The sequence below is a fragment of the Cupriavidus sp. C1SS-2L genome (assembly GCF_057073735.1).
In genome coordinates this window covers 2428456-2440961 of sequence record NZ_CP172709.1, presented here as the reverse complement: position 1 = coordinate 2440961, position 12506 = coordinate 2428456, and the positions used below count along the sequence as shown (strand labels likewise).

Genomic DNA, 12506 nt, shown 5'->3' with positions numbered 1-12506 from the left:
TCTCAGGTCGAAAGGCCGGCCGCGCGCATCAGCAGCCGCATCAGGCAGGCAAAGGCGAACAACGTGCCGACACTTGCCGCCCACAGCGCCAGCAGCCAGCCGAGACGGCTTGCCAGCGTCGGCTTCGAGATCGTTGCCATCAGTGGTACCCCTCGCCGCGGCGGACCTTGCCACGGAACACGTAGTAGGACCACGACGTGTACGCCAGGATGATCGGCACGATGAACAGCGTGCCAACCAGCGCAAAGCCCTGGCTCTGCGGCGGCGACGACGCGGCCCAGATCGAGATCGACGGCGGGATGATGTTTGGCCAGACGCTGATCGCCAGCCCCGTATAGCCCATGAACACCATCAGCAGCGCGTACAGGAACGGCGCGGCATTCGGGTGCCTGTGCAGCGAACGCTGGATGCCCATGGCCGCACCGATCACCAGCAGCGGCACCGGCAGGAAGAAGAACAGGTTGGGCAGCGCGAACCAGCGCCCGGCGATGGCAGGGTGCGTGAGCGGCGTCCAGATGCTGACCGCGGCGATCATCGCCACCATCACGCCGGTCAGCACGTTTGTCACGCGCAGCATGGTCCATTGCAGCCGGCCCTCCGTCTTCATGATGAGCCACGTAACACCGAGGAATGCGTAGGTGATGACCACGCCCACGCCGGTGAAGAGCGGGAACGGTGCCAGCCAGTCGAGCGCGCCGCCGGTGTAGGTCGTGCCCTGCATGGCAATGCCATCAATATAGGCGCCCAGCGTCACACCCTGGAAGAATGCAGCGACGACCGAGCCCCACGTGAAGGCGGCGTCCCAGTACGGGCGGCTGCGATTGCTGGCCTTGAAGCGGAATTCGAATGCCACGCCGCGGAAGATCAGCCCCAGCAACATCAGCATGAGCGGCAGGTAGAACGCGCTGAGCAGCACCGAATAGGCGAGCGGGAAAGCGCCGAGCAGCGCCGCGCCGCCAAGCACGAGCCAGGTCTCGTTGCCGTCCCAGACCGGGGCGACGGTGTTCATCATCACGTCGCGGTCATGGCGGTCGCCGACAAAGGAGAAGAGGATGCCGATGCCCAGGTCGAATCCATCCATGATGACGTACATCATCACGCCGAAGAAGATCAGGCAGGCCCAGATGGCGGGGAGGTCGATACCCATGTTTTTCACCTGTTCAGGAATTGCGGTGGCCGTGGGGAGCCATGGCGGTGCGAGCGGAAGCCGCTGCGCTGACGGCGGCCGGAATGGCGCCGACAGTGCCGGGGCCATAGGGTTGCGGGTGGGCGTGCACGTGGTTGTCGGCAACGGGGCCGGCGCTCGCCAGCCTGAGCATGTAGCGGATGCCCACGCCGAAGACGATGAAATAGACGATGACGAACAGCGCTAGCGACAGTGCAACCGGGCCTGCGGCGTGCGCGGACACCGCGTCGTGGGTGCGCATCAGGCCGTAGACCACCCACGGCTGGCGCCCGATCTCGGTGGTCATCCAGCCTGCGAGCAGGGCGATCAGTCCTGCAGGACCCATGACCACGGCAAAGCGCAGGAACGCGCGGGACCGGTACACGGCGCCGTTGCGGCGCAGTAGCCAGCCGAGCAGGCCGTACAGGATCATCAGCACGCCCAGGCCGACCATGGTGCGGAAGGTGAAGAACAACACGGTCGCATTGGGTCGGTCGGCCTTGGGAAAGTCCTTCAGGCCGCGGATCTGCCCATCCAGCGTGTGCGTGAGGATCACGCTGCCCAGGCGCGGAATCTCGATCGCGTAGCGCGTTTCCTCACGTTCCATGTCGGGAATGCCGAAGACGATCAACGGGAAGCCATTCTTGTCGTCCTTCGCGGCGGTGTTCCAGTGGCCTTCCAGCGCGGCGATCTTGGCGGGCTGGTATTCGAGCGTATTGAGACCGTGCGCATCGCCGACCACGGCCTGCAACGGCGCGGTGACAAGCACCATCCACAGCGCAAGCGACAGCATCTTCTTCGCGGCGGGCACCGCGCGACCGTGCAGCAGTTGCCACGCTGACGCTGCCGCCACGAACAATGCCGTGGACAGCAACGCGGCAATCACCATATGCGCAAGGCGGTACGGGAACGACGGGTTGAAGATCACGGCGAGCCAGTCGGTCGGCACGACCTTGCCAGCCACGATGGCGTAGCCCGCGGGCGTGTGCATCCAGCTGTTGGACGCCAGGATCCATGTCGACGAGATCATGGTGCCGAGCGCGACCATCACCGTCGAGAAGAAGTGCAGCCCCGGGCCGACGCGGTTCCAGCCGAACAGCATCACGCCAAGAAAGCCGGCTTCGAGGAAGAAGGCGGTCAGCACTTCGTAGGTCAGCAGCGGGCCGGTAATGCCGCCAGCGAATTGCGAGAAGAACGACCAGTTGGTGCCGAACTCATAGGCCATGACCAGCCCGGACACCACGCCCATGCCGAAATTCAGGGCGAAGATCTTGACCCAGAACTGGTACAGCGTGCGGTAGACCGTGTCTTTGGTCAGCAGCCAGCGCGCTTCCAGGAAACCGAGGAAACAAGCCAGGCCAATGGTGATCGCGGGAAATAGGATGTGAAATGAAACCGTGAATCCGAACTGGATCCGGGCGAGTTCCAGCGCTGTAAGTCCATGCATCGATGTGCTCTCCGTGGGGTTGCCGCCGGTGTGATGGCGGGGCGCGCGACATTACGGAGAAGGGTAGGGAATACAGCTTGTGGGGGAGGGGTACAGTTGTTGAGGATGTGCGCAAGCTCAGTTGTGATGGAGTTCGCGCGGTTTGCTCCCCTCTCCCGTGGCGGGAGAGGGGCTGGGGGTGAGGGCGGGAGCGTCAACGAAGTGATCGCCGGCCCCCCCTCGCGACTCAGTGCTGCAGCGCCTGAACGATGCCGCCGACGTTGTTCAGCATATTGCTCACGGTCTTGATGTCGACGTCGGTGCGGGTCGAAGCATCGACCTGCGTAACCGGGGCGAAAATCGTGTTGGGGCTCGCGAACGACACGCCGCTGCCGCCGACGATGGCGTTGGTGCCGGAGTTCACGAAGATGCTGCCACCGCGTACGGCGCCCATCTTGGCGTTGTCGAGGTCTTGTTCGAGCGGGAGGTTCTGGATGGTCAAGGACATGATGGTCTCCTGGGTAGGCTGAGTAGCGAGATGGACTTGTTGGGAAATCAGTGCTGCAGGCCGTGCACGATGCCGCCGACGTTGTTGAGCAGGTTGCTGATGCTCGAGAGGTCGATGTTTACGCGGCTCGAGGCGTCGACCTGGGTGACCGGGGCCACGATGATGTTGGGGCTGGCGAAGGACACGCCGGCACCACCCAGGATCGCGTTGATCGCGTTGTTCATGAACAGGCTGCCCCCGCGGACGGCGCCCATCCTGGCGTGGTTGAGGTCTTGTTCGACGGGCAGGTTCTGGATGGTCAGGGACATGATGGACTCCTTGGATGTGCTGGTCTGGCTTTGGTTCAGGCGTCGGGTGTTGCGCTTGCAGGTATATATGCATGAGGTGTGCCAGTCCTTGTGTCGGAGACCGGAAGTTGCATCAAATATTTGAAAATAAAGAAGAAATTCGATGTATGCCGCCGCCCGTCGACATATCCGAGCTAGGGCATGTTGGATGGCGGCAGACACAATCCCGAGGAAATGGTTGGCGCTCGGCAGACATGCACGAACCGCCGAGCTTGTGAGGCTCACGCAACCCGACTACGTGCGTCCAATGCTCGTTAAGGGATTTAAAATCGAGCATTAACGCATGTATGCACTATTTTAAGATCATTGGAAGTTTGCTGGATGTGGTGTACATTGCCGGGTATTGTTCGTTAAATCGCGTAATAACAGCATTGCGAGTGATTTCTCACACATGAAAGTCTCCCAGTCCTCCGTCCTCACCCCAGAGCTGGCTCAGCAAGCGGTCCACGTCGGACGGTTGCTGGCTCGGCTACGTCAGGCTCGTCACATCAAGCAAGCCGACGCGGCTGTACGCGCGGGACTTTCTCGCAACACGGCCTATCGGATCGAGAAGGGAGATCCCGGCCTCGCCTTCGGCCAGCTGCTTCGCTACCTCGACGCGATCTCTCCAGGCGCAACCTTCGCGAGCCTTCTGGCGGAGACCGATCCGGCGCTGAAGGCGCTGCAGTCGCGCGAAGCCACCAGACGCGTCCGGGATTTGTCCGCCTCGGAGCTTCAGAGCCTCGATTTCTGACGACTTACGCTGATGGCAAAAGACCAGCAACTAATGACCTTTGCCCACTTTGGGGAGGCCTGGGCACCGTGTGGCCAGCTGACCATGACGGAGGAGGGATCTGCACTGCTGGCTTCCAGCTTTGCCTATGGGCTTCGATATCTGGATCGCCCGGATGCGATCGAAGTGGATCCCGTGAGTCTCGGCATCCACGGCGAGCCGGTGAAGGGCCGCCGGTTGCTGCCTGTGAACGCGCTGACGGGCTTCGGTGGCATACGCGATGCGGCGCCCGATTCGTGGGGGCGCCGGGCGGTGGAGGCCAAGCTCAGGGTGGCGTCCCTTGAGAGCTCGGAAAATATTGCACGGTTAGCTGGCGGGCGGTGGACACGAGCCCGCCATATCGATGACCAGATAGAGATACGTACTCTTATCGGAATGGTGACCAATCTAGGGCGTCGCCCCGGAGGTCTCAGGGCCATACAGTCGTGTTGATCAAGGCGCAGCCCGGAAGTTGAGAGTCTTGTCGCCGATCCATAGACCTTCAAGCTTGTCGCCCTGGATCGTGGCCCGAATGAGCGGTTTGAGCGTATCGCTGCTTTCGGATTCGGTGAGTTCGATGACGTCGCCAGTCACCCTGCCGCTCAGCGCGATAGGCTTGCGGTACTTGTCGTAAAAGTAGATACCGGACAGTGAGTCGTCGCTGTAGCGCTCGGACAAGTGCAGCGTGATTGCCGCTTGCCCCACGCGGCCTTTCAGAATCTGTCGATACGGATCGACACGCGGCGCAGCCTGTGGGCCGTTCATCATCAAGTACTTGCCGTAAGCAGTGAAATACGGCGCGAGGTCAGCGTTCTTGTAGGCAACCTTCTGGTCGCCCACGTCGTCCAGCGCGCGCATAGCGTGGTTGCTGCAGCGCCCATATAGAAAGGTGATGGACTCACCGTCAATTCTCAGAGGGATTTCCGTCAGTCTGTAGTACTTGCCAGAATCGGGCATCGATTCCAGGCAGTCTTCGTACATGGCGATGGTCGACGCGATGCGCAGTTCTTCCTCGTCCTGCTTGGTATCGGGCCGAGGCTGCGGCCAAGGTGTCGTGATGCGGTGCTTCTTGCGATAAGCAGTGGCGTCCTTGTTCAAGCCGGCGATGGCTCTTCTGTACTCGACCATGCGTTTCGTGAGGTTGCGCTTCAGGAGCGCTGCGCCGCCCGCCGGCGTGAATATGTCCGAAGCGGCAATCGATCGCCCGGTGGTCGCGTCGAAGTTGTACTGCCTCGAGTAATTCTCGCAATAGGCACCACAGCCCTCGGCGTCGACTTCGAGTGCCAGCACTCGATCATCGTTGCGCAACACCGAGAAGCTGAAGTCTGAGCTGCCTTGAAGTCCGTCCTGTTCCTTCGACTCCTTGATTCTGTCGGAATACCTGGCGGGGGCCGGCTGCTCGACCATGTCGAGGAAGATGCGATTGTTGATGCGGGCGTCACGCCTGGCATCACCGGATTCGGCGTAGGGCAGCGAGCCTTTGTACGTGATCGCTTTCACTACGATCGGTCCTGATGGGGCCGCGGCAATGGCAGCGGGGACTAAGTGGACTGAGAGGAGGAGCGTAAGGAATCGTAAATTCACGGATAACAAGGCCTTTATCGGAATGGTCACGGTAGCCTACCCTGGCACGTTAGCTGTGCTTTCCGCGCAATCTGCCCAGCAGCGAAACGGCAATCAGGCCCAGAACGATCGCCGCCACGCCGTAATGACCCCAGAAGGCAAGCTTTGCATCTGACATCGAATATTGTTTCCAACTGCGCGCGGGTGTCTTCGAGCAGGCCTGCAACGGCAGTCGGCCGCCCCTAGGCGGCGCTCCAGCGATAGTCTTGCGGCCGCGCGCAGCGCTCCAACCAACGACAGACGCGGGGTAGCATTGCAGGCTACCCCGGCGATCTGCCGATTTCTATCGGACGACTCCTAAAATCGCGAATCTTCACAAAGATTTGCATTTCAAGGCTTCTTGCTACCGCACTACGAGGGCTTCGCTTATCTGCCGTGCCCGTTTGACTTCATCGGTCTACAAGTAGGTCGAGGTCGTGGCGACAGACGCGTGCCGTAGGTTATCGCGCGATTTTTCGCTGATCCGCCAGCGGAGCGGTGCTGCCAATCGCCTGGGATTCGCACTGGCCGGCTGCCTGCGGTTCTCGATCAGCGCGGCACGCGCAGCAGAGCTGATCGCGTGCATTTGGACTGTCGTCCGGGAGTGGAGGGTGTTCTTCGAGCAGTGCGGCGTCTGTGCACTGGACTGCAAGAAGATCGCGCCGGCATTCCGGCACTTGGAAGACATCAGTAGCGCCGAGACACGTCGCCAATTGCCGTGATGTTTTGCGGCAAGGCGGAACCGCGACGGGTTCCGCCGCCTCGGAAGGACTTAGTGCTGCAGCGCCTGAACAATGCCACCGACGTTGTTGATGGTGTTCGTCATGGTCTTCAAGTCGACGTTGGTGCGGGTCGACGCATCGGCTTGCGTAACCGGAGCGAAGATGGTGTTGGGGCTCGCGAACGACACGCCGCTGCCGCCCACGATAGCGTTGGTGCCGGAATTCACGAAGACGCTGCCGCCGCGCACGGCGCCCATCTTGGCATGGTCGAGGTCTTGTTCGAGGGCGAGGTTCTGGATGGTGAGGGACATGATGATCTCCTGGGTAGGCTGAGTGAGCTGAAGGGCTAGGGGCTGGATTAGTGCTGCAGGGCTGCAACCATGCCGCCCAAGTTGTTGATCGTGTTCTGCACGGACTTGATGTCGACGTTGGTGCGCGTCGAAGCATCGACCTGCGTAACCGGAGCGAAGATCGTGTTGGGGCTGGCGAAGGACACGCCGCTGCCGCCCACGATGGCGTTGGTGCCGGAGTTCACGAAGATGCTGCCGCCGCGCACGGCGCCCATCTTGGCGCTGTCGAGGTCTTGTTCGAGCGGGAGGTTCTGGATGGTCAAGGACATGATGGTCTCCTGGGTAGGCTGGATGAACGAGATGGAGTGGATGGGGGATTAGTGCTGCACGGCCTGCACGATGCCGCCGACGTTATTGAGCAGGTTGTTGATGCTCGTGAGGTCGACGTTGGTGCGGGTCGAGGCATCGACCTGGGTAACCGGGGCGACGATGATGTTGGGGCTGGCGAAGGACACGCCGGAGCCGCCCATGATCGCGTTGATGCCGCTGTTCAGGAACAGGCTGCCGCCGCGCACGGCGCTCATCTTGGCGTGATCGAGGTCTTGTTCGACGGGCAGGTTCTGGATGGTGAGGGACATGATGAAACTCCTTGAGGGTGCTGGGCTGACTTTGGTTTAGAGGGCATCGTGTGTTGCGCTCGCAGTCATATACGCATGGGGTGTGCCAGCCCAGGTGCCAGTCGCTCAGGGAATCATCAAGTCATTGAAAGGTAAGCAGAAATTTTTCTCTTGGCGCTTATTTTTGGATGCAGTCCATGTCCGCGCATGTCGGGTGCGGACGTACACGTCCGCAGCCATCTGTTGGATCCCCGCGGACATGTGGGGGAACACGCGTTTCTCCGGCCACACACCGGCGCCGCCGAGGACCGGCCCAATCTACGCCGCCGTCGGACTGACTCCGCGTGACATGGAAGCAGCGCTGCGCAACCAAGGCGTGTTGTGACCGAGGCCTGCTGCCTTACCACGCGATCAGCGCCGAACTGGAAAGCGGCGCGTTCGAAGCCGTGCCGCTGGCGGACCGCGCCTTGCGCCAGACCGTGGTGCTGGCCACGAGCAGCCAGCGCCCGTTTATGGAGTCGGCTCGCCGGGTCGCGCAGATGATCCCCCGCATTGCTGACGCGTTGATCCGCGAAGGCCTCTGGCGGCGCTGAAACGCCGCCTGTAGCTGGCGGCGCTCCCGGCAGCGATCAATTGATCAGTCGGCCGTGATGTTCTTCGCCTTGATGATCTTGCCCCAGTACTCGGCATCTTTCTTGACCAGCGCGGCCAGTGCCGGTGGATCCATGTAGCGCGCTTTGATGCCAACAGTCTCGGCGCGCTTCGTCTCGGGCTGAGCCAGTACGGTCTGTCTCGGTGTTATGAGTCCGGATTCTGCGCGGAAGACACAAGCCGTGCCATGGGGATCGTACTGAGGCCAGCGTGCCAGCTTGGCCCTTGCCGGGCCTTCTGCTATACCACCAGACGTTGCCACGCCATGCCATGCCATGCCATGCCGGAGGAGTCCATGCCGCTTCTTTTCCGACCTGCACGCGTTGATGAACTGGCCCGTGCCGAAGAACTGGTGACCCGCAGCATCAACAACCTGACCGTCCGGCACGGGTTCGGAACGATTGCCGCGTCGCGGTCTCCGGATTTCCAATCGTTCTGCCTTCGGGACGATCCCCGCGGCTCATGGCTGGCGGAGGACGATGGCGAGATTGCCGGCTTTGCGCAGAGTTGGGTGAGCGGTCGGCTCTGGTTTCTGGCCGAATTGTTCGTGGCACCGGGCCGGCAGGGACAGGGGATCGGCAACGAATTGCTCGCCCGTACCCTGGAGCATGCGAACCAGGCCGGGGCGACCGAGAAGAGCCTGATTACCTTTGCCTTCAACGTCGTGTCGCAAGGGCTGTATGTGCGGCACGGCATGCTGCCGCGCGTACCCATCCATTTGTGCACTGCAGAGCGTGCGTCACTGGCGGGGCTCGCAAGCGGTCCCGGGCTTCGCGCGACGCCGATCGGCACGGGTGCGGCCGATCTCGACATGCTGCAACGGCTCGACGTCGCCACCTTGGGGGTTTCGCGAGAGAAGCATCACAGGTATCTGCTGGCCGATCCGAGGATGAGGGGCGTCTTTCTCGAAGACGAAGGCGAGCGCGTTGGGTACGCGTATGTGGCCGCGTCGGGCCATGTAGGTCCGCTGGCGGTCATGGATGCATACGCGATGTCCGGGGCATTCCGCGCGGCACTGGCTTTGGCCATCGCGGGGGATGCGAGGCAGGTATCCGTGTTCGTTCCCGGGACGAGCGACGCGCTGGCAATCGCGGCCAGCCAGGGCATGCGATTCACGCTTCCGATGGTGCTGATGTCGAGGGGCGATTTCGGTGACTGGTCGCGCTATCTCCCGCGAAACCCGGGCTTTATGTGAGTTCGCTTTAACGCTCCCTTCTCGTGCCGGCCATCGATGCGGAACAGAAAAAAGACCGCACGAGGCGGTCTTGAAATGAGCCGGGTGCCGGACGCCGGCTCGTGGGAACGGAGGGCGGACCCGCGAAGGGTCCCACCGCCACGATGGACTTAGTGCTGGAGCGCCTGAACGATGCCGCCGACGTTGTTGATGGTGTTCGCCATGGTCTTCAGGTCGACGCTGGTGCGGCTCGAGGCATCCACTTGCGTGACCGGAGCCACGATGGTGTTCGGGCTGAAGAACGACACGCCGCTGCCGCCCACGATGGCGTTGGTGCCGGAGTTCACGAAGATGCTGCCGCCGCGCACGGCGCCCATCCTGACGTGGTCGAGGTCTTGTTCGAGGGGCAGGTTCTGGATGGTGAGGGACATGGTGTAACTCCTTGAGGGTGCTGGTCTGGCTTGGGTTTAGAGGGCATCGGGTGTTGCGCTCGCAGTCCTATACGCATGGGGTGTGCCAGGCCGGCGTTCGACGCGTCATGGCGTCATCAAGTCATTGAAAAAAAAGGAAAAATAGTCGTATCTTTGCCGTGAAGCCCAGCGATGTCATGCTGCTATATGTTGGTCGCCGTCAGACAGATTTCGATACACATGCCTGTGCTGACCAGACAAACGCGGCCGGGCAGGCAGCGCTAGAATGTCCCTCTTCCTAGGAGAACGGGCATGAAGAACACCGGGTTGCAGGATGGCAAGTCGCCGACCGAACTGATCGACGAGAGGATCCGCGAACTTGGCGACTGGCGCGGCGAAATGCTGAGCCGTATCCGCGAGCTGATCCGGAAGGCCGATCCGGAAGTGGTCGAGGAGTGGAAGTGGCGCGGGGTGCCGGTGTGGTCGCACGATGGCATTCTCTGCACCGGCGAGACGTACAAGAACGTCGTGAAGATGACCTTTGCCAAAGGTGCGTCACTGCCAGATCCCTCGAAGCTCTTCAATTCGAGCCTGGAAGGGAATACACGTCGCGCCATCGATATCCACGAGGGCGAAGCGTTCGACGAGACGGCGCTGAAGGCCCTCATCCAGGCGGCCGTGGCGCTCAACCAATCAAAGAAGAAGCGCTGAGAGGATTCGCCGTGACCCGACCCACTGCTACCTGGCGGCGGGCCGGTGCTGGGTCTGCTGAAGGATTTCAGTCATGGCGTCGATATCCACTGGCTTGACCAGATGCCCGTCAAAACCAGCGCGAGCCGTATCTTCCTTGATGCCGGGATCGCCAAAGCCGGTGAGCGCGAAATAGCGGGTGTGATGCAGGTGGGCGTAGTCGCGCAGTTCGCGCACCAGCTCGAAGCCGTCCATATCCGGCATGGCCAGGTCGATGAGCGCGACGTCGGGCGTGAAATCCTCGACGCTGCGCAGTGCCGTCACGCCGTCGTAGGCAACCTTGACCGAGTGGCCGGTCATCTGCAACAGCAGGCCCATGCTGTCGGCGGCATCGCGGTTGTCGTCGACCAGCAAGATGTTGAGGCCTTCCTGCGGACGGCGCAGCAAGGGAGCCATCGACGTGCGCGGTTCGGTAATGATCGGAAGCCGGATCGAGAATGTGCAGCCCAAGCCAAGCCCCTGGCTGGCGGCGCTGATCGATCCCTCATGCAGTTCAATGATCGACCGGCACAGCGACAGCCCGATGCCTAGCCCGTTGGAACTGGTCTGGCCCGGTGGTCCGCCTTGCACGAAGAGGTTGAATACCTCGGACAGGTTTTCCGGGGCGATGCCGCAGCCCTGGTCGGTAATCGTCAGTTGCCCGATGCGGCCGTTCAGGCCGCAGCGCAAGGTGATCGTCGTGCTTTCGGGCGAGAACTTGGACGCGTTGATCAACAGGTTCTGCAGCACCTGCGCCAGGCGCGTGAGATCGCCGAAGACCTGGAAATCCGCATCGTCGAGTTGCGCTTCGATGCGTTGTGACCTGGCCTCGATCGCGGGCATGCTCCCTTCGATGGCCGCCGCGATCACCTCGCGGATCGGGATGACCGAGCGGCGCAGTTCGAGCTTGCCCGCGGCAATGCGGCCGACATCGAGCAAGTCGTCGACCAGCCGGGTCAGATGCCGCAACTGACGGCCGACGATGCCCAGATTCGCTTTGACCAGCGACAAATCGTCCGGCGCGCGCTCCATGATCGACGTGGCGCTGTACATCGGTGCGAGCGGGTTTCTCAGTTCGTGGGCCAGCATCGCCAGGAACTCCTTCATCCGGCGCGCCGAAGCCTCGACTTCCTCAAGCCGCTTGCGTTCGCTCATGTCCCGCGTCACCTTGGCGAAGCCGCGCAACTGGCGATGTTCGTCATAGATCGCGGTAAGCGTGACACTGGCCCAGAACAGCGAGCCGTCCTTGCGCATCCGCCAGCCCTCGTCTTGCACGCTGCCATGCTCGCGGGCCCGCTGGATCAGCCGCTCTGGCTTGCCCGCTGCGACATCCTCGGGCAGATAGAACGTGGAGAAATGCCGGCCGACGATTTCGCTGCTTCGATAGCCCTTGATCTGCGCAGCACCCGCGTTCCAGCTCACGACGTTGCCGTGCGGATCGAGCATGAATATCGCGTAGTCCTTGACGTTCAGGACCAGCAGCCGGAAAGTCTCTTCGCTCTCCATTAGCTTGGCCGCATCCTGCATCTGGTCCGTCATGTCCCGCGTGATCTTGGCAAAACCTATGATTTCACCCGCTTCATTGTGCAGTGCGGTGATCACGACATTGGCCCAGAATCGCGTCCCGTCCTTGCGCACGCGCCAGCCTTTGTCTTCGACGCGGCCGTGGCGCCTGGCCAGCTCCAGCTCCTTCTGGGGCCAGCCGCGTGCGATCGAATCCTCGGGGTAAAAGCGCGAGAAATGTGAGCCAATGATCTCTGACGCTTCGTAACCCTTGATCCGCTGCGCGCCGCGGTTCCAGCTCGTGATCGTGCCGTCGGTATCGAGCAGGAAGATCGCGTAGTCCGAAATTGTTTCGACGAGCGTGCGAAAGATATCGTGCCGCTCGGTCGCGGGGCGGGGGCTGGAAGGGCGTCCGGAGTCAGACATGAACAGGGAGGGGGCAGGGGCTGCCGTAATAGTCGCCCAAAGCGGCCTCGGTTACTGTCGGACAGAATCCTACAAATTACAAGGCTTATGCGGGCGAGATGACGCTAGGCGGCTGGGGTTGCAGCGGGAGAAGCAGGTAAGGCGGTACCGTGCAGGCCTTATGCGGGGCACCGGACAGCGTGCGC

At 61.9% G+C, this 12506-nt stretch carries 16 protein-coding genes; 5 read left to right on the top strand and 11 right to left on the bottom strand.

Annotated features, from left to right (window positions below; all coding sequences use genetic code 11):
- Positions 1-2: 2 nt before the first annotated feature.
- The 5 genes from ACIGJG_RS28980 to ACIGJG_RS28960 all read right to left on the bottom strand — a co-directional run bounded on the left by ACIGJG_RS28980 (position 3) and on the right by ACIGJG_RS28960 (position 3407).
- A complete protein-coding gene (locus ACIGJG_RS28980; protein ID WP_011300221.1) occupies positions 3-140 on the bottom strand; it encodes a DUF2474 domain-containing protein in 138 nt (45 codons plus the stop codon).
- Positions 140-1147 carry a cytochrome d ubiquinol oxidase subunit II gene (gene cydB, locus ACIGJG_RS28975; protein ID WP_140950854.1) on the bottom strand — a complete coding sequence of 336 codons (1008 nt, stop codon included), beginning with the start codon at positions 1145-1147 and terminating at the stop codon, positions 140-142. Before cydB ends, ACIGJG_RS28980 begins: the two co-directional genes overlap by 1 nt.
- A 13-nt stretch (positions 1148-1160) precedes the next feature.
- Complete coding sequence (locus tag ACIGJG_RS28970; protein ID WP_220630364.1) at positions 1161-2612, bottom strand: cytochrome ubiquinol oxidase subunit I; 1452 nt, start codon at positions 2610-2612, stop codon at positions 1161-1163.
- A 226-nt stretch (positions 2613-2838) separates the two neighbouring features.
- Positions 2839-3099: a hypothetical protein gene (locus ACIGJG_RS28965; protein WP_483673560.1), complete on the bottom strand. Its 261-nt coding sequence runs from the start codon at positions 3097-3099 to the stop codon at positions 2839-2841.
- A 47-nt stretch (positions 3100-3146) separates the two neighbouring features.
- On the bottom strand, positions 3147-3407 hold the full coding sequence (locus tag ACIGJG_RS28960) for a hypothetical protein (protein ID WP_483673559.1): 261 nt from the start codon (positions 3405-3407) through the stop codon (positions 3147-3149).
- Between the two features lie 430 nt (positions 3408-3837).
- On the opposite strand from ACIGJG_RS28960, the gene ACIGJG_RS28955 reads away from it, so the two are divergent.
- Both ACIGJG_RS28955 and ACIGJG_RS28950 read left to right on the top strand, forming a co-directional pair.
- Positions 3838-4179, top strand: a complete 342-nt coding sequence (locus ACIGJG_RS28955; RefSeq protein WP_211951933.1) for a helix-turn-helix domain-containing protein — start codon at positions 3838-3840, stop codon at positions 4177-4179.
- 12 nt (positions 4180-4191) lie between these two features.
- Positions 4192-4650 carry a hypothetical protein gene (locus ACIGJG_RS28950; RefSeq protein ID WP_140953538.1) on the top strand — a complete coding sequence of 153 codons (459 nt, stop codon included), beginning with the start codon at positions 4192-4194 and terminating at the stop codon, positions 4648-4650.
- On the opposite strand, the gene ACIGJG_RS28945 is transcribed toward ACIGJG_RS28950, so the two are convergent.
- From ACIGJG_RS28945 to ACIGJG_RS28930, 4 genes are all read right to left on the bottom strand, one after another.
- The gene (locus tag ACIGJG_RS28945; protein WP_220630362.1) at positions 4651-5697 is read right to left on the bottom strand and encodes a hypothetical protein; all 1047 of its coding nucleotides are present in this window, start codon (positions 5695-5697) and stop codon (positions 4651-4653) included. It lies immediately after the preceding gene.
- An 874-nt stretch (positions 5698-6571) separates the two neighbouring features.
- A complete protein-coding gene (locus ACIGJG_RS28940; RefSeq protein WP_220630361.1) occupies positions 6572-6832 on the bottom strand; it encodes a hypothetical protein in 261 nt (86 codons plus the stop codon).
- Positions 6833-6879: 47 nt separating this feature from the next.
- The gene (locus ACIGJG_RS28935; protein ID WP_011300228.1) at positions 6880-7140 is read right to left on the bottom strand and encodes a hypothetical protein; all 261 of its coding nucleotides are present in this window, start codon (positions 7138-7140) and stop codon (positions 6880-6882) included.
- A gap of 48 nt (positions 7141-7188) precedes the next feature.
- Positions 7189-7449, bottom strand: a complete 261-nt coding sequence (locus ACIGJG_RS28930; RefSeq protein ID WP_011300229.1) for a hypothetical protein — start codon at positions 7447-7449, stop codon at positions 7189-7191.
- A gap of 323 nt (positions 7450-7772) precedes the next feature.
- On the opposite strand from ACIGJG_RS28930, the gene ACIGJG_RS28925 reads away from it, so the two are divergent.
- Positions 7773-8021 carry a type 2 periplasmic-binding domain-containing protein gene (locus tag ACIGJG_RS28925; RefSeq protein WP_011300230.1) on the top strand — a complete coding sequence of 83 codons (249 nt, stop codon included), beginning with the start codon at positions 7773-7775 and terminating at the stop codon, positions 8019-8021.
- A 353-nt stretch (positions 8022-8374) separates the two neighbouring features.
- On the top strand, positions 8375-9274 hold the full coding sequence (locus ACIGJG_RS28920; protein ID WP_483673558.1) for a GNAT family N-acetyltransferase: 900 nt from the start codon (positions 8375-8377) through the stop codon (positions 9272-9274).
- 149 nt (positions 9275-9423) lie between these two features.
- Here the strand turns inward: ACIGJG_RS28920 and ACIGJG_RS28915 are convergent, their stop codons facing one another.
- Entirely contained in the window at positions 9424-9684 is a 261-nt protein-coding gene (locus tag ACIGJG_RS28915) for a hypothetical protein (RefSeq protein ID WP_483673557.1), read from the bottom strand.
- A gap of 291 nt (positions 9685-9975) precedes the next feature.
- Between ACIGJG_RS28915 and ACIGJG_RS28910 the strand changes: the two genes are divergently transcribed.
- Positions 9976-10374: a DUF1801 domain-containing protein gene (locus ACIGJG_RS28910; protein ID WP_011300233.1), complete on the top strand. Its 399-nt coding sequence runs from the start codon at positions 9976-9978 to the stop codon at positions 10372-10374.
- A 27-nt stretch (positions 10375-10401) separates the two neighbouring features.
- On the opposite strand, the gene ACIGJG_RS28905 is transcribed toward ACIGJG_RS28910, so the two are convergent.
- Positions 10402-12321 carry a PAS domain-containing hybrid sensor histidine kinase/response regulator gene (locus tag ACIGJG_RS28905; RefSeq protein ID WP_140950822.1) on the bottom strand — a complete coding sequence of 640 codons (1920 nt, stop codon included), beginning with the start codon at positions 12319-12321 and terminating at the stop codon, positions 10402-10404.
- Positions 12322-12506: the final 185 nt, after the last annotated feature.